General features: G+C 55.6%; 13 protein-coding genes. 7 read left to right on the top strand and 6 right to left on the bottom strand.

From position 1 onward, the window contains the following. Nucleotides 1–25: 25 nt before the first annotated feature. A complete protein-coding gene (gene pyrF / locus STSP2_RS03935) occupies nt 26–970 on the bottom strand; it encodes an orotidine-5'-phosphate decarboxylase (RefSeq protein ID WP_169852964.1) in 945 nt (314 codons plus the stop codon). Between the two features lie 183 nt (nt 971–1,153). Here pyrF and STSP2_RS03930 point away from each other — a divergent pair, with 183 nt between their 5' ends. The 7 genes from STSP2_RS03930 to STSP2_RS03900 all read left to right on the top strand — a co-directional run bounded on the left by STSP2_RS03930 (nt 1,154) and on the right by STSP2_RS03900 (nt 9,463). Further along, nucleotides 1,154–1,933 carry a hypothetical protein gene (locus STSP2_RS03930; RefSeq protein ID WP_146660046.1) on the top strand — a complete coding sequence of 260 codons (780 nt, stop codon included), beginning with the start codon at nt 1,154–1,156 and terminating at the stop codon, nt 1,931–1,933. A gap of 526 nt (nt 1,934–2,459) precedes the next feature. Next, a complete protein-coding gene (gene nusA, locus STSP2_RS03925) occupies nt 2,460–3,722 on the top strand; it encodes a transcription termination factor NusA (protein WP_146660044.1) in 1,263 nt (420 codons plus the stop codon). Nucleotides 3,723–3,777: 55 nt separating this feature from the next. After that, on the top strand, nt 3,778–6,471 hold the full coding sequence (gene infB, locus STSP2_RS03920; protein ID WP_169852963.1) for a translation initiation factor IF-2: 2,694 nt from the start codon (nt 3,778–3,780) through the stop codon (nt 6,469–6,471). Nucleotides 6,472–6,565: 94 nt separating this feature from the next. Next, nucleotides 6,566–6,973, top strand: a complete 408-nt coding sequence (gene rbfA, locus STSP2_RS03915; protein ID WP_146660040.1) for a 30S ribosome-binding factor RbfA — start codon at nt 6,566–6,568, stop codon at nt 6,971–6,973. A gap of 19 nt (nt 6,974–6,992) precedes the next feature. After that, nucleotides 6,993–7,793, top strand: coding sequence for a hypothetical protein (locus tag STSP2_RS03910; protein WP_146660038.1), 801 nt, complete (start codon nt 6,993–6,995; stop codon nt 7,791–7,793). A gap of 21 nt (nt 7,794–7,814) precedes the next feature. After that, on the top strand, nt 7,815–8,690 hold the full coding sequence (gene hisG / locus STSP2_RS03905) for an ATP phosphoribosyltransferase (RefSeq protein ID WP_169852962.1): 876 nt from the start codon (nt 7,815–7,817) through the stop codon (nt 8,688–8,690). Nucleotides 8,691–8,710: 20 nt separating this feature from the next. After that, nucleotides 8,711–9,463, top strand: a complete 753-nt coding sequence (locus tag STSP2_RS03900; RefSeq protein WP_146660034.1) for a YebC/PmpR family DNA-binding transcriptional regulator — start codon at nt 8,711–8,713, stop codon at nt 9,461–9,463. Between the two features lie 98 nt (nt 9,464–9,561). Here the strand turns inward: STSP2_RS03900 and STSP2_RS03895 are convergent, their stop codons facing one another. The 5 genes from STSP2_RS03895 to STSP2_RS03875 all read right to left on the bottom strand — a co-directional run bounded on the left by STSP2_RS03895 (nt 9,562) and on the right by STSP2_RS03875 (nt 17,689). Then, nucleotides 9,562–10,971 carry a sulfatase family protein gene (locus tag STSP2_RS03895; protein ID WP_146660032.1) on the bottom strand — a complete coding sequence of 470 codons (1,410 nt, stop codon included), beginning with the start codon at nt 10,969–10,971 and terminating at the stop codon, nt 9,562–9,564. Nucleotides 10,972–11,059: 88 nt separating this feature from the next. Continuing rightward, entirely contained in the window at nt 11,060–13,327 is a 2,268-nt protein-coding gene (locus STSP2_RS03890; protein WP_169852961.1) for an O-antigen ligase family protein, read from the bottom strand. Between the two features lie 17 nt (nt 13,328–13,344). After that, nucleotides 13,345–14,448, bottom strand: coding sequence for an MraY family glycosyltransferase (locus tag STSP2_RS03885; RefSeq protein ID WP_146660028.1), 1,104 nt, complete (start codon nt 14,446–14,448; stop codon nt 13,345–13,347). 482 nt (nt 14,449–14,930) lie between these two features. Further along, nucleotides 14,931–15,509, bottom strand: coding sequence for a DUF4416 family protein (locus STSP2_RS03880; protein ID WP_236782745.1), 579 nt, complete (start codon nt 15,507–15,509; stop codon nt 14,931–14,933). Between the two features lie 434 nt (nt 15,510–15,943). Beyond that, nucleotides 15,944–17,689, bottom strand: a complete 1,746-nt coding sequence (locus tag STSP2_RS03875; RefSeq protein ID WP_146660024.1) for a proline--tRNA ligase — start codon at nt 17,687–17,689, stop codon at nt 15,944–15,946. Nucleotides 17,690–17,801 lie beyond the last annotated feature (112 nt).

Raw genomic sequence — 17,801 nt, 5'->3', positions numbered from 1 at the left:
CTGTCGCGGCCGCACCTGAGACCAATTACAACCCGATCGCCTCGCGAAGTTCCGCATTCGCATCATCAACCGCCTGCACGATGCACTTCTCCCAGTCACCGCCGAACTTCTCCTGATACTCCGGCTTGTCGTACGCATATATGATCGAACGCGAGCTATTGACCAGCGCGCCCATCTTATCCTTATTACAGAACCGCACGCAGTCCGCAGCCGTCGCGCCCTGCGACCCATAACCCGGTACCAGTATCCACATCTCCGGATACTTCTCACGCAGCGCCGTCGTCGCCTCCGGGCTCGTCCCGCCGACAACCATTCCGACATTGCTGTAGCCGCGCTCGCCTGTTCGTTCCGATTGTTTCGCGATCTCGCCCACGACCTCGGCCAGCTTCTCATACATCTTCACTCCGTCCGCGTCCGCAAAATCCTGTATTACGCCCGCCGATGGATTGCTCGCACGCACCCACACGAATACCCCTTTGCCCTCGGCGTTGGCCGTATCAGCAAAAGGCACGATCCCATCCGCACCGGCAAAACCGTTCACCGTAATAGCGTCAGGAGTGATAATATCCTCCAGCCCCGTCATGATCGGGTTCTGCAGATGAGCCTGCGAGTAAAGACCCGCCGTGTGCCCGATATCGCCGCGCTTGACATCGCCGATAACTTCCACGCCCAGCGATTCTGCCTCACTGACCAGCGCATAATATGCCTCAACACCTTCCCAAAGATACTTTTCGAAATAGGCACTGTTTATCTTTACCGCAGGAACCTTGCCCGCCACCAGGTGCAGCACCCGATTGCAGAAGGTCGCTACCGCATCTATCGCCGCACCCGCATCCTCAGAGTCGTTCATCTCCGGATGCTCACGGATCTCAGCCGGCAATCTGTCATATACCGGATCCAACCCGACTACAAGGGGTGTTCTCTTTTTCTCAACTGCTACACAAAGTCTGTCGCCAAAATGACTTGCCACTGGCAGTTCCTTTCTTGATGAGGTTCTCTTCAAAAACACAAAGCAGACCTGAACGTCGACAAAATACGCTTTTGTCCGCAAATTCCTGTCTGCTTCAAGGCACATATTTGCCTATCTGTCGTAAAACCACTATAATCACATACTCATGCATGGCAAGTCACAAATAATAAAAGGACGTCCAATTTGAGCTCGCAAACCAAACCAGCACCAAAACAACGCAAACACCCCATCCTGCGGTACAGCTTCATCGCTGTCCTGCTCCTGGTGATCGCATCCGCCTCCGGCTTCCTTTTACTTACCTGGCAGAGCGACAAATACGAACCTGCCCCGCCCCGCCGAACCGAACGCGTCAGCACATTCCTCACCCACGACATCGCCGAAACCTGGTACAACAGCGTCCAGAACGGCAAGCCGTTCGAGCTCATCGTCCAGCAGAAAAATATCAACGACGTCATCGCAAACGAATCCCAGCTCGGCTTCAAATGGCCCATCGAGCTGGACGGCGCTCAGATATCCACCCCAGCCGTCCTCTTCGAACCGGGCCAGGTCACACTCATGGCCCCCGTACAGATCGGCAAAGTCCCCGTCATGATATCCATATTAAGCAAACCCCGCGTGGACGACGAGGGCCTGCTGACCCTCAACGTCGAAAGCGTCAAGGCCGGAATGGTAAACATAACCCCCCTCGCCCGCAAATTCGCATCCGGAATGATAAAAAAACAGCTTGAATCCACCGACCTCGGCCCAGAAGAAGCATGGCTCACCGACATCGCCGACGCTCTGCTCGACAACAAGCCCATCGAACCCTGCTGGCCCAGCCATGATGACTACATGGTCCGCCTGCTCAAAACCGACATCGCAGATCAGCAGATGCAGCTTGAATTCGACCCGTACAAGGCCGATTCCGACCCCGCCCTCGCCGCCGACAACAAAAAACGAACCACCCCCTCCAATCGTTCGTAACTCTCAATATATTATAGATTTACGAGCCGCATTCCTGCTGCTGGAGTACCCGGCACGGACGGGAATTGAACATCGATTCCAACTGGTCGGCATGCGAAAAAGTTTTTAAGAGCCGAAAATCATAAATTTCTGATATTTATTGACACGCAAGACACTTGCGTTATAATGCGGATTGCTTTTGGAAGCTGCGCCCATACTGGATTGCCGCAGCTTTCGACTTTTGTACTCGTCAAGAGAGGAACGCGAAAGATGAAGAAAGTAGGAATTTTCAGTCGTGCATAAGTTTGCTTGTCACAACTGTTGCGCGCTTTTGAACGTTGCCCATGGCGGCCATGCCGTCAAGGCGAGGATATTCAGGGACCTCGAGTCTTGTTGTTTCTGTCGTGGAAAGGCATATAAAATGGCCCGTTAAGCGATAAGAAAAACATGCTCGGCCTCTGCACCGTCGGTGGAATGGTGCAGTTCTTGGAAGTGGGAACCTGAATGTTTCCACTTTTTTTATTTTAACCATGAGGTAAAAGATAATATGAGTCAGGAACTGATAAGGATCGTCGAAAATATCGCCAGGGATAAGAACATCGACAAAGAGTCCATCTTTGCCGACCTCGAAGCCGCTCTCGTCTCTGCTGCGCGCAAAGCATTCAGCACCTCCGAAGAAACCGAGATCGAAGTCTTTATCGACCGCGACAACGGCAATATAACCGCATACAAAGACGGCGAAAAGCTCGACGTCAAAAGGTTCGGACGCATCGCCGCCCAGACCGCAAAGCAGGTAATGATACAGAAACTCAAGGCCGACGAACGCGAATCCATCTTCGCAGAATACGTAAAACGCAAGGGCGAAGCAGTAAACGGATCCATCGCACGCTTCGAGGGCGGCACAATGGTCATCGACCTCAGCAACCGCGTCGAAGCCATCATGCCCAAATCCGAGCAGATCGGCGGCGAAACCCACCACGTCGGCGAACGCCTACGCTGCATGATCCTCGACGTCCGCGAAGTCTCCAGCCAGGTCCGCATCATACTTTCAAGAACTCACCCTGACTTCATCAAAAGACTATTCGAACTCGAAGTGCCCGAGGTCACAGAGGGTATTATCGAAATAAAGGCCCTCGCACGCGAAGCCGGCTACCGCACCAAGATCGCCGTCGAATCCCACGACGACAAGGTAGACGCAGTCGGCGCATGCGTAGGCGTACGCGGCAGCCGCATCAGGAACATCGTAGACGAGCTCTCAGGCGAAAAGATCGACATCGTCCGATGGAGCGACTCTTCACAGACACTCATAGCGAACGCACTCAAGCCCGCCGAGGTCAGCGAAATCGCTATATGCTTCGAACTGGGCCGCGCAACCGTCGTAGTTACCGAGGATCAGCTCAGCCTCGCAATCGGCAAGCACGGCCAGAACGTCCGTCTCGCTGCAAGGCTGACTAGCTGGGACATCGATATTCTCACTCCTGAAGAGTACAATGCCGGGGTTGAACGACTCGCTGAATGCGTTACTTCTATAGAAGGCGTAGACGACAGCTTCGTAGACCAACTCCTCGCACTCGGCATCATTTCCGTGCTGGACCTCGAAGAAGTGGGATCAGAGCCCCTCATTGAAGAGCTCGGCGTAGACGAAGACACTGCCGTAAAAGCAGTCGAACTCGCCGAAAACGTAGCAAAAGAAATAGCTTCCGAAAAGAAGCAGGCAGAAGATATCCTCGAACAGGAACAGGCCCGTACAGAAGACGAAGACGAAGATGAAGACACCGAGCCGGGCCTCGGCATAGATCTGCCGCAGTAAAGAAGGTTTATAAGCAACCGTATTAGTTGCTAATTTAGTATAACGGGAGATTGGTTTGGCAAAAACAACAAGAGTTCACAATCTGGCAAAAGAACTCGGCGTAAAGAGTAAGGCCATCGTGGAAAAATGTCAGGCAGAAGGCCTCGACATCAAAAACCACATGTCTACTATTTCTGTAGGCCTGGCCGCAACCATCCGCGAGTGGTTCTCCGAAGGTGAACACACCACAACCGTGGAACATGCCGGAAGAGTCGACCTCAAAGAGGTCCGGGTAGAAAAGCCCAAAGCGGCTCCGCCTGTAACCGAACCCGAAGTAGTTGCAGAACCCGAAAAGCCAACCGAGACAGAAACGGCCCCTGAAGAAGCTGCGCCGACAGAAGAAGCACCCGCCGAACCCGAAGCTGCGCCGACTGCCGAAGAGGTAGAAGAACCTGACCAGGCCGAAGAAGCTCCCGCCGAACCGACAGAAACTGAACCTGCACCAGCGGCCGAGGCTCCCGCCGAACCGAAGGCAGAAGAAAAACCGGCCCCGGAAAAGAAGGCTCCAAAAAAGCCTAAGATAAAAATGCACGAGCCTCCAAAGCCCGAGCCCGTCAAACCCGCGGGACCAATGCTCTCAAAGCCAAAGCCCGCAAAGCTCTCAGGTCCAAGAGTCATTCGTGTAGAGAAGCCCGAACCCGAACGCAAAAGACGCAGAAAGCCCGGCCGTCCCTCCAAGCCCAGATACGACCAGCCGGTCACCGAACCGCTCATGCCCTCCCAGCCCCAGCCGGTCAAGGGTAAGAAAAGCAAAAAACGCGGTAAAGGCACTCCCGCTGAAACGCCCGAAGAGCAGATGCGCCGCAAAAAACAAAAGCGAATGCGCGCCAGGGACATGGCCGACCGACAGGCCAGACTCGCCGCCGCAAGCGGTGCAGGCTCACGCGTAAAACCTTCACGTAAGATCGAAACAAGGAAAAAGACCGAAGAAGAACGCCAGGCCGAAAGACCCGACCACGCAACCGTCAGCGAACCGATCACCGTTAAGGATCTCTCCGCTGCAATCGCAGTCAAGACCGGCGACGTGATCGCAAAACTCATGGCCCAAGGCGTCATGGCTACCGCAAACCAGACCATCTCAACAGAGGTTGCACAGCTCGTATCCATGGACTTCGGCACAGAACTCTCCGTAGAACGCAAACACAGCGCACAAGAGCTCATCGAAAAACAGTTCGAAGAACGTGAAAAGAAAAACGTCACACGCAGACCCCCTGTCGTCACCATGCTCGGCCACGTCGACCACGGTAAGACAAGCCTGCTCGACAAGATCCGTTCCACTTCCGTCGCATCCGGCGAAGCTGGCGGTATCACTCAGCACATCGGGGCCTCGCAGATCGTCTGGAACGGCAAAAAGATCACCTTCCTTGATACGCCTGGCCACGAAGCGTTCACCGCTATGCGTGCCCGCGGTGCTAACATGACCGACATCGTCGTACTCGTCGTAGCTGCCGATGACGGCCTCATGCCGCAGACTATCGAAGCCATTCACCACGCCAAAGCAGCCGACGTGGAGATCATCGTTGCACTCAACAAGATCGACCTGCCCGGAACCGACGTTAACAAAGTATACGGCCAGCTAGCTGAGCACGGCCTGACCCCCGCCGAGTGGAGCGGCGACACAGAAGTCGTCAAAACTTCTGCAATATCCGGCGAAGGCATCGAGGACCTCATCGAGCACCTCGACATCATCGCCGAGCTCAAGGACTACCAGGCAGACAACAAGATCCCCGCAACAGGCTGGGTCATCGAGTCCAAGATGAGCCACGGCCAGGGCCCAGTCGCAACACTGCTCGTAAAAGAAGGACAGCTCAAAAAAGGCGACGTCGTCCTCGCGGGCAACGGTTACGGCCGCGTTCGTACCCTCAAGGACTCCTACGGCAAGAACATCAAGGTTGCAACTCCATCATACGCAGTCGAAGTCTCCGGCCTGAGCGAAGTACCCACCGCCGGTGACCGCTTCTTCTGTCTCGAAGATATCAACCAGGCCAAAAACGCCGCCGAACAGAACCTCGAACTCGAACGCGAAAAGACTCTCTCGCAGCGATCACAGGTCACACTTGACAATCTGTTCACCCAGATCGAAGCGGGCAACATCAAGGAACTCAACCTCATACTCAAGGCCGACGTACAAGGCTCCGTCGACGTACTCATCAAGTACCTCAGCGAGCTCAGCACCGACGAAGTCAAGATCAACATCCTGCACGCTGCTGTCGGCGGCATAACTGAAGGTGATGTCGTTCTCGCCGAAGCCTCCGAAGCCATCATCATCGGCTTCAACGTCGTCGCGGACGAAAAAACCCGTTCCATTGCCGAATCCAAGGGCGTCGACATCCGGCTCTACAGCATCATCTATCGCATCACCGAGGACCTCAAAGACGCTATGGTCGGTATGCTCGAACCTGAATACGAAGAAAAGGTTCTCGGCACGCTCATCGTCCGCGACACCTTCAGACACAGCCGCATAGGCACGATAGCCGGCTGCTTCGTCAAATCGGGCGTGATTACGAAAAATTCCAAGGTCCGCCTCATCCGCAACAACATCGTCATCCGCGACAAATGCTCCATCGACTCACTCAAACATTTCAGGGACGATGTACGCGAAGTAAAGGCCGGCCTCGAGTGCGGCGTCAAGATCGCAAACTTCGACGACGTCAAAGTCGACGATGTACTCGAATCTTTCGAAGTCGTAGAGGTCAAACGCGAACTTTAACAAAAAGGCGACCAGATAAATAGTGACGATAAATAGGGACAGGCACCATTTACTAAACTCTCTCTGCTATCGGATCATATAAAGGTACAGCAGAATGCCCACACGCAGACAGGAAAAAATAAATCGCATAATCAAAGAGGTCGTCGCCGACGCGATCCAGAACCGCCTCAGCGACCCTCGCATCGAAGGCATCATCATATCCGTCACACAGACTGATGTCGCACCCGACCTGCGCACAGCCGAAGTCTACCTAAGCATCATGTCCGAAGATGAGCAGGTCTCAAATAAGGCCTTCAAGGCCATCAGAGGCGCCGCAGCACACATCCGCAGGCTCCTCAGCGACAAACTCACAACACGATTCACCCCCGAACTCCGGTTCCACCGAGACATCAAGATCAAAGGCGCAATTGAAACACTTAAGGTCATCGAAGAGGCCGCAAAAGAGTTCAAAGAAGAAGACGAACTCAACGCCCCCGAAGATGAAAGCACCGACCCCCAATAGTTTTTAGGCAGTGCGAAAAATGAAAGACAGCAATACATACGCAAAAAAAATCGAAAAACTCTTCCGCTCCCTCAAAAAGAGTGACCTCAAGGTCCCCGAGCTCACTTACGACGATCCGCTTGACGCGGTCGTTGACGGCGTGCTCACCGAACATCTCACTCTCGCGGACGCCGAAAAGGCACTGAAAAAAATTCAGTCGCACTTCGTCGACTACAACGACCTGCGCGTCTCCCGGCCGGAAGAAATAAACGATGTGCTCAAATCGAAGAACGACGACAAGATCAAGGCAGTCGCAAAGTCGCTGCCCGACGGACTCGGCGCAATCTTCGCAAAATATCATGCCGTCACCCTCGAACCACTCGCCGAAGAAGGCAAACGCCAGGCCAAAAAGGAGCTCGAAGAAATGGTCGGCCTCTCCAGGTTCGCCCAGAGCTATACGCTCCTCACAGCCATCGGCGGACACGCGATCCCGGTAAACCAGATCATCGCCGATTACCTCAAAAGCGAAAAACTCGTCAACCCTGAATCCGACCTCGACGACATAGAGGGCTTCCTCGAAAGACGCATCTCCGCAGCAGATGCCTTCGAGTTCTACTGGCTCCTCAGGCTCCAGGCAGAAGAATCGCTAAAGGCCCCCAAAAAGAAAACCACCAAAAAACGGACGGCCAAAAAGAAAAAAACAACTAAAAAGAACCCCGCTACTAAGAAAAAGACCGCTAAGAAAACAACTGCCAAAAAAAAGACTGAAAAAAAGTCCGACACTAAAAAGAAAACCGCCAAAAAGGCGACAACTAAAAAGAAAAAGTCTCGCAAGAAATAGAAAAGAAGAAAGGAACATATTTTGTCTGACAAGGTTCTCAAACTAGGTATCCCAAAGGGCAGCCTCCAGAAGGCAACCTTCAATCTGTTCGAAAAGGCCGGCTTCAGCATTTCCGGCTACGAACGAAGCTACTTCCCAAAGATCGACGACCCCGAGATCGAGCTGATCCTACTCCGCGCCCAGGAAATGAGCCGCTACGTTGAAGACGGCGTCATCGACGCGGGCTTCACCGGATACGACTGGATCATGGAAAACGGCTCCGACGTGCACGAAATATGCGAACTGCGATACAGCAAAGCAACCAGCCGTCCCACACGCTGGGTTCTCGCTGTCCCCGAAGAAGGCGATATCGATAAACCCGAGGACCTGCAGGGCGGCATCATCGCTACCGAGCTCGTCAGCGCGACCAAAAAATACTTCGCCGACAAGAACATCGATGTCAAGGTCGAGTTCAGTTGGGGCGCAACAGAAGTCAAGGCCCGCCTCGTCAACGCCATCGTCGAACTCACCGAAACGGGCGGCTCACTGCGTGCAAACAACCTCAAGATCATCGACACCCTCCTGACCTCCACAACACGCTTCATCTGCAACAACCAGGCCTGGCAGGACGACTTCAAAAAGCACAAGATCGAGAACATTTCGATCCTCCTCAACGCAGCCATCGACGCAAAGACGAAAGTCGGCCTCAAAATGAACGCGGCTAAATCCGACCTCGACAACCTCCTCGAAATACTCCCATCCGAAAAGAGCCCGACCGTCTCGACACTTGCCGACGAGCAATACGTAGCCATCGAAACCATCGTGGACGTGAAAGTCGAACGCGACCTCGTACCGCAGCTAAAGCGGGCAGGCGCCTCCGACATCTTCACATATCCGCTCAATAAAGTGATTCACTAAAACTGTAAGGGTTGAAAACTATGGCAGGTCATTCCCACTGGGCTGGAATTAAACACAAAAAAGCCGCAAACGACGCAAAACGCGGCAAGCTCTGGAGCAAGATCGCAAGACAGCTCATCGTAGCTGCAAAGGCCGGCGGCGGCGACCCCTCCACCAACCTCACCCTGCGCTACTCCATCGACAAGGCTAAAGACGCCAATATGCCCAAGGACACCATCGAAAAGGCCATCAAAAAAGGCACCGGTGAACTGGGCGCTATCGAATACGTCGAGGTCCTCTACGAAGGCTACGCACCAGGCGGCATCGCGGTCATGGTCGACGGCCTCACCGACAATCGAAACCGCACCGCGCCCGAGATCAAAAAGATCTTCGAACGCCGCGGTGGCTCACTCGGCGCAAGCGGCTGCGTAAACTGGATGTTCAAAAAGAAGGGCCTCATCACCGTCAAAACCGACGCGATCCCCGAAGAGGACCTCATGGATATCGCCCTCACAGCAGGCGCCGAAGACATGGAAAATACAGGCGAGATATACGAGATCACCTGTGATCCCGCCGCCTACGAGGACCTCCGCGCTGCACTCAAGGAAAACGACATCCCCACCGAAACAGCCGAGCTCTCCATGATCCCCGAGAACACCGTCGCCGTAAACGATGTCGAAACTGCCAAAAAGATCCTTTCACTGATGGAAGATTTCGAGGACCACGACGACGTCCAGAACGTCTACGCAAACTTCGACATCCCCGACGACATCCTTGCCCAGGCAAGCGAATAACAAAACTCAAAACTCGATACCAGTCGAACCAAAGGGCAAGACCGCAACCACGGCCTTGCCCTTTTATGATTCTTTAGGTGATATTCAAACTGCCGCTGTCATCCTGAAGCGGCATTTTCAAAGTCTTCCATTGAATCACGATAATAAGGCGACTCCATCGGACCCTTCAAAATAGGATCGTCCACCGCCTTCATCCACGCATAAAGCTTGCGTGACATATCCCTCACTATCTCGGCATTACCCTTCTCACCCCCGATGTCATTGAGCTCATCCGGGTCATTCTGCACATCGAAAAGCTGTACAAACGGCCTCGGCTTCCAGTTCGTCGCCGCCCGCTCCTTATGCATTGCATACCTCACCGGGTCAACATCGATCGGGTATTTCACGCACCTACCCGCCGAGAAAAATCGTACTAACTTATACTTTTCGGTCCGTACACACCGAGACTCATTGTCCCGAAACATAGCCGGCGTAAACTGCGCGAATATCTCTTCTCGCGGCTTAGCATCGCTGCGCCCAGCCAGGTAGTCCGCAAAGCTCACCCCCTCGAGATTCGCAGGCTTATCGATTTCCGCCATGTCCAGCAACGTCGGCAGTACATCCACATGACTGATCATTGCATCGCATACTTTACCGCCCGACAAAGCCCCGCCCGGCATATACATTATCAAAGGAACCTCGATACCAGCATCCCGGATCGTCCACTTAGCACCCGGATACGGAATCCCATGATCCGACGTAAACACGACGATCGTATTCTCTGCACATTGACTCTTTTGGAGCGAATCGAGTATACGCCCTACACACGAATCAAAATATCGTATCTCTTCCTGGAAACGCCCGAGATCTTCACGCATCACCGGCGTATCCGCAAGATATCCCGGCACATGTACCGGCTTGGCCGGATCATACTCGCGATGTTTGAACGATCCTCCTCGCCGATGCACCTCAAAAAAACCAACCTTCAAAAAGAACGGACTGTCATCTGCCTTTCGATTTACCAGAAACTCGCTGGACACCTGAACCGTTTCTTCAGCACCTTTTTTCCTGCCCAGCACTTTATCATAGCCATATCTCCCCGCTTCGCCCGCCCCGAATATATGCTGCAATCCGCACAGACACGTATCATACCCAGCCTTCCTGAACATCTGTGCAGCATGTGTCTCACCATTTTTGAACTTCCACCACCACGGCGCATGCGTCAGCCCCATCAGACCGTTCGTCTGCGGATATCGGCCCGTATGAAGCGCACCCCGAGCCGGCGAACACACCGCCGAAGTCGAAAACATATTCGCAAACCGAACGCCCCTGCTCGCCAGCCGATCGATATTCGGCGACTCTACTTCCTTAATACCGTAGCAGCCAAGATGCTGCCCGAGATCATGGCAGGTGATCATCAAAAAGTTCGGCCGCTTCTTATCCGGCCTCGATGCTGCCGCAAAAACTGAACCCTGCAAAGCCGCTCCCGCCACAAGCCCGCTCGATTTTATAAATTGCCTTCTATCCATAATAATTCCCCGCTAAAACAACTCTGAGCTTTGAAATAGCTTCCAACCATTATAACACAAAGCTCGCCCAATTGCCATCCGCGACAACCTACTCGCACAACTCCCTTACCCGCCTTTTCGCCAACTCGTACCCCTCATCACCCAGCCGACTGAATATCTCCTGCCCCGGATACATCACCCGAAACTGCTCACGATACGCATCCTCGATCCGCACCGCCTTCGCGTAATGCTCCACCGCCTGCTCCTCCATCCCAAGTTCATCCGCGATCTTTCCCGCCCGAAGCTGATACTCCCCCGAACCAGGATACCGCGCCAGCACATCCTCCATCGCCTCATACGCCTTCCGCTGCCACTCCTCGCTCGCATTCTCATCGATCTGCCCCATCCGCAGATACGCCTCCGCAAGCCCGTTATAATTCTTGTAGCTCGCCGGCGTCCGCTCGGTCGCCTCCTCGAAACTCGCAATCGCGTTCCCCACCAGCCGCCGCTCGATCTCTTCATTCGGTGCATTCTTACTGTACTGCAGACTCGCCCGCCCAGCCACATTCGCCGCACGCCCGCTGAGCACATCCATCTCGCTCGCCCGCTCCAGCAGCCCCAGTGTCTGCCTCGGCCTCCGCAGCGCCTCCTGCACCGTCATACCCGCACGCACCGGCCAGACCACACCCACAATCATCACCGCAACGAACACCACGAACGCAGCACCGCCAACCACGAACCTGCTCCGCCCTCGCCCCGGCATCCGCCATTCCTTCCCCGCCGCATCCATCCTCCACACACTCACCATACACGCAACCAATACCCACATCGCCATTGCCACCCCAGGCTCAAATATCGCAAAGTCGATCAGATTATGCGCCAACACCCCCGCGATCGCGCACCACATCAACAGCCCGCTCAACCGCTTCCCCTCCTTATCCCATCCGCCCTTGTACGCTCCCGCCCAAAGCATCAAAAATCCGATCGCAAAAAACATCACCGGCAGCAAATGCAGATACACGATCCCATACAAAAGTTCCCCCAAATTCCGAGCACCCTCTATACTCAACACCGCGGGCCGAATCGACAGCAGCACCACTGCAACAACACCGCCCAGCACGGCCGCACCCCGCAAACTCAACGCCCACTTGCTCTTCCTCTCGCCCGCCTGCTCGCGTCTCCCCGTCACCATCCACATCGGCCCCAGCACCGCCGCCGCAAAACCGATCATCCCCACCGGCCCGTACTGCGTCAGCAGACTCAGCAAAAAGTTGTGCGGATCCTTCACCGTCTCCGGCGCCGCCGCTATCTTGTAATGCGTATAGTAATCCGAAAAATTTCCACCGCCCACGCCGACCCACGCATGCTCCGCATACATCCGCGCAGCTCCGACCCAGTACTGCCATCGCACCAGCATACTGTTCCCGCCCGGCAGCCGCCCATGCTCCATCCCGTACCACGTGATCACACCCGCACCGACCAACACCGCAACCGCAACCATCGCCGCGATCAAACCCCGATACTTCCTCAGCCGACCGCCCATCTTATACCCGACCGCCGCCAGAAATCCCGCTATCAGCGTCCCGCCTATCGCCCCCTTACTCTGCGTCAGCACCAGCCCCCCAGCCAACGCAACCACAAGTACCGCATACACAGGCACACGCAGCCGATCCTCCTTACCCGCACCAGCCATCGCCAGCGTCCCAACCCCCGCGATTGCCATCAGAAAAAACGCTCCCGCCGAATTGCCCGTCGTAAAAAAACCCTTCACATCCTTACTGTACAGCCGATGCTCATACTGCCACTGCTCCAGCGTCCCCTCCTCGATCCCCAGCTTCTCCAACTGCACCTGCGGATTCTCCTCGTACTGCTCGATCATCATCTCATTGCTGCTCATCCACTGATCCGCGCACTGATACGCATTCACGAACCCCACCGCAACCAGCACCCACAGCATCACCCGCACCTTCGACCCGCGATCCATCACCTGCACCAGCACCATCGCCGCAAGCATCGGACACACCACCGTGATCACATCCGTCATCGACGCTCGCTTATCCGACGCCGCCGCCGTCGCAGCCAACCCAGCCAGCACGAACAATCCAACCCCCGCTTCCATACCAGTCAGCCGATACCCCCGCAACCCGCGCATCCAAACACCGAACACCCAGACTGCAACCCCGCACAGAACCACCGCCGATATGATCAGACTCGCCCCCTCGTTCCCCACTATGTTCGCCGGATCGAGTTGCCGAATATGCGGACTCTCCACGATCGTCCCCCGAACCCCCACAACCGCCGCAAAACACGCCATCACCACCCACTCGACCGCCTTCAGCCCGCCGCCTGTTTGCTCGATCTCTAACCGTTTCTTCACCGCCGCTTTCGTCATGTCTATCCCTCAGCGTTTCCTTTTCCCGTCGCTTCCATGATCGCGATTATAGCCAGTATCATCACCGTCTGCGCGAATATCAGCACCGCCCCCGCAATATCCACCTGCCACAAAAATATCGCGCCGATTCCCGTGCACAGCGTCGCCAGGTACAGCGTACCAGCCGTCTGCACATCGCTCAACCCCCGTCTCTTCAGCCGATGCGAAAAATGCTGCGTATCACCAACAAACGGACTCTTTCCCTGGCTTATCCGCAGCACCGTCACGCTTATAAAATCATACAAAGGAACCGCCATAACCACCAACGGCATAAACACCGCATACAGTCCGCCCCCCGTCTCCTCGTGATAATAAGTCGTCTTCAGCGTCAGCGTCGCCACGAAAAATCCAACCACCAGCGACCCCGCATCCCCCATGAATATCTTCGCAGGCGGAAAGTTGTGCCATAAAAACCCGCCAAGCGCCCCCATAAACGCTATCGCCAGCGCCCCCACAAAAAACTGCTCCGAATACACCGCCGCCACCAGCAGCACACCCGTCGCGATAAACGCGATCCCCGCACTCAGCCCGTCCATGTTGTCCAGGAAATTGAACGCGTTGATTATCAGCACGATCCAGAACGCACTCAGCCCCGCCGTCACGACCCTGCTCTCGATAAACAGCTCTACCCGCACATCACCAAAATACGCCGCCGCAAACGCCGCCGCAAACTGCACCCCCAGCTTCACTCCCCAGCCCAAACCCTTCACGTCATCCACCAGCCCCATCACATGCAGCACCGCCGCACATCCCAGCACGACGCCCAGCACCCCAGCCGTATCCAGAAACCCTTCCCGATGCACCATCAACCCCTCACCCAAAATTTTCTCCAGCCCAAGCACCTCCGCCCAAGCCGTAACCGCCAGCCCACCTCCCAGCAGCAGCGCCATCGTCCAGAATATCGCGATCCCTCCCCCCAGCGGAATGATCGTCCGATGATAACGATCCGCCACAGGCCGAGCAACAAAATCCCGCCGCACCGCACCACGCCGCACCAGCACAGTCCCCCCAGCCGACACCAAAAACCCGCAAACACCAACAACTATCCCAACGATAACAGTAGCCAATTCGGCCTCCCAGACTTATTCAACTGTCTATTATGTAACTAATGCAACCATACATGACGGCCCAAATCGACCACTCCATTCTCTGTCATCGCGAGGAGCCGAAGGCGACGTGGTGATCTCAAAGCCGACGACTTTCCACGGACCGTCCAACGCATAAACCTTCTACACCTGTCATCCGCCGAAGACGGACCCAGAGAACGCAACGCCAGCCGCAGCATCACACACACCTATATACCACGCCCCCAAAACACATGCACGCCAAAAAACGCGAGCGTCGACTCAGGTTGTCATCCCGGACCCCGATCCGGGACCCAGCATAAAAAAACCGTCGCGAAGCGACTCCACACGAGTCCCCACGCAACGCCAGCCGCAACACTCCACCCCCAATATACCACGCCAATCACCCACAAGCACGCCCAAAAAACGCGAGCGGCGACCCAGCCGCGAGTCCCCACAAAACGCCAGCCGCAAAACATTACGCCTCACCCACCGCGCCGCATCTCCCGCAACTGCTCCACCAGCCGAGCACGCACCTTGCTCAAAAACGCATGATACCGCCCGCCCTTGTAATCCGGAAAACTGTACTCAAACCCCAGCCACTCACCTCGCCGATACCCCAGCGTAATCTCCGCATACATCCCCTCGCCGATATAAATCCGATGCGCAAAATTCTTCGTCGACGCCAGCACCAGCTTCGCCGGCTCCAAGTACCCCGGATCCAGATTCACAGGCCGCCCCAGCTCACCCCCGACCTCATCCGCCAGCTCCCGCTCCATATCGTTCGCCGCATGCTTTATCCCCGCAAGCCTCCCCGGATCGACCAGCTCACCCACACTAACGAACTGCCGCAAAGGCCGCTCCCCCAGCTCGTCCTCATAATATCGCGTCTGATCGAACGCCCACACCTCGCTCACAAAATCCAGCTCCCCGAACTCGTCCTCCACCCGCTCCCGCGCAAAGCGCAGACACTCCTCATCCGCCCCCAATATCCCAACTATCAACTTTACCGGCTCAGGCCGACCAACTTCCCACAATCTCTCACCTGCAAAAAACAACAGCATCACTCAAAAAACTGTCATCCGCCGAAGGCGGACCCAGCATAAAACAGCCCTCGCAAAGCGACTTCATATTTTAAAACGTCAACCGCATAGCGCAAAGTCTGTCATCCCAAACTTGATTTGGGATCCAGAGAACGTAACGCCAACCGCAAAACGAATTCGATAACAACAGCACGCTAACCAAACGCATGCAGCCAAAAACAAAACGCGAGCACCAACCCGACGCCCGCCATCCGCCGCAGGCGGACCCAGAGAACATCACTAGCACGCATGCACGCTCTCAACAGCATCCCGCTAACGCGCCCAGCAAAACAACCATGGCGCAAAAAACGCGAGCGGCGACCCATGTTGTCATCCCGGGCTTGACCCGGGACCCAGCATAAAATAGCTGTCGCGAAGCGACTCCTTGCGAGTCCCCCCCCCGCATCCTAACCAACCTACTCCTTCCCCTCCGCCAGCTCAGCCTTCATCGTCTTCACCAGCCCAGCAACCTCCTCGCTCGCCTTGTCCAGCTCCATATCCTCACGCTCACTCGCCGTCCGCAGCTTCATCTCGACCTTACCATCCGCCAGGCTCTTCTTCCCGATCGTCACCCGCACCGGTATCCCCAGCAGATCCGCATCCTTGAACTTCACGCCCGCACGCACATCACGATCATCCAGCAGCACCTCAACCCCCGCCGCCGTCAACTCGTTATACAGCTTCTCGCCCGCTTCCACGATCTCGTCCGTCGCACCGGCCAGCGTAATGATCACCTCCCACGGCGCGATACTGATCGGCCAGATGATCCCGTTATCGTCATTGCCCAGCTCGATCGCACTCGCCATGATCCTGTTGATCCCAATACCATAGCATCCCATCAGGCAAGGCTTCTCAACCCCGTCCGCATCCAGGAACTTCGCCCCGAGCTTCTCGCTGTATTTCGTGCCCAGCTTGAACACCTGCCCAACCTCGATCCCACGTTTGAACTTCAAAGGCTTACCGTCATACGTATCACCCTCAACCGCGTTCCGCACATCCGCAACCTGTACCTTCTCGCCCTCGATCGCAAAGTCGCGCCCCGGCACAACATTCTTCACATGATAGTCAGTCTTGTTCGCACCGCTGATCCCCGCGCCCATCGCAGCAACCCCCGGATCCACGAACACCCGGCTCACGTTCTCAGCCAGTCCCACCGGCCCTGCAAACCCAACCGCCGCACCCGTCACATCGAACACCGTCGCATCGTCCGCCATCTCATAACCGACCCCGCCCAGCAACTGCGTGATCTTCTCGTCGTTCAGCTCATGATCGCCCCGCAGCAGAACGCCCACGACTTCCCCCTCCGCCGTCTTCAGTATCAGCGTCTTGATCATCTCGCTCGCCTGCGTCTTCAAGAACCTGCAAACCTCCTCGATCGTCCCAACGCCCGGCGTATGCACATCCTCCATCGCACCCACATCTACCGCCTCAACCTTCACAGGGGGATCGACCGGCGCCTTCTCGATGTTCCACGCCCGCCCGCCTTCTTCCGTATAAACGATCACATCCTCGCCGTTCTCACAGGGCACGGTAAACTGATGCGACCCGCTTCCGCCCATCTCACCCGTCTCCGCCTCGACGATCACATAATCCACGCCCGCCCGCTCAAATATCCTGCAATACGCATCATACATTTCCATATACGTCTTCTGCAGACACTCATCGTCCGGATGAAAACTGTACGCATCCTTCATGATAAACTCACGCGACCGCAGCACACCGAACCTCGGCCGAAACTCATCGCGATACTTAAAGCTGATCTGATACAGATTCAACGGCAACTGCTTGTACGAATTGATCTCGCTCGCTCCCAGAAACGTAAACGCCTCCTCAGCCGTCGGCGCCAGCACGTTCCCCCGCCCGTGCCGATCCGTAAACGTCCCCAGCGTCTCACCGTAATCCACGTCCCGACCCGTCTGCTGCCACAGCTCGATCGGATGCACACACGGCGCAAGACTCTCCTGCGCCCCGGACCTGTCCATCTCCTCCCGCACGATATTCATCACCTTGTTAAGCACCCGCATACCCGCTGGCAGATACATATACGTCCCGCTCGCGATCTTCCGCATCAGCCCCGCCCGCAGCATCAACTGATGACTGACTATCTCCGCATCCGAAGGTGTTTCCTTGACCGTAGGTATAAGTGCCTTGCTGTAACGCATGAATTCTCCTTGCAAAATCAAAAACGGACCGCAATAACCCGGCCCCGAACATAGATTCAATACTATATAAACGAAAAACTAAACCCTGCCGCCGAAACGACATACAAACCCA

The organism is Anaerohalosphaera lusitana (assembly GCF_002007645.1).
Lineage (GTDB): Bacteria > Planctomycetota > Phycisphaerae > Sedimentisphaerales > Anaerohalosphaeraceae > Anaerohalosphaera > Anaerohalosphaera lusitana.
This window is presented reverse-complemented; position numbering and strand designations above follow the sequence as displayed.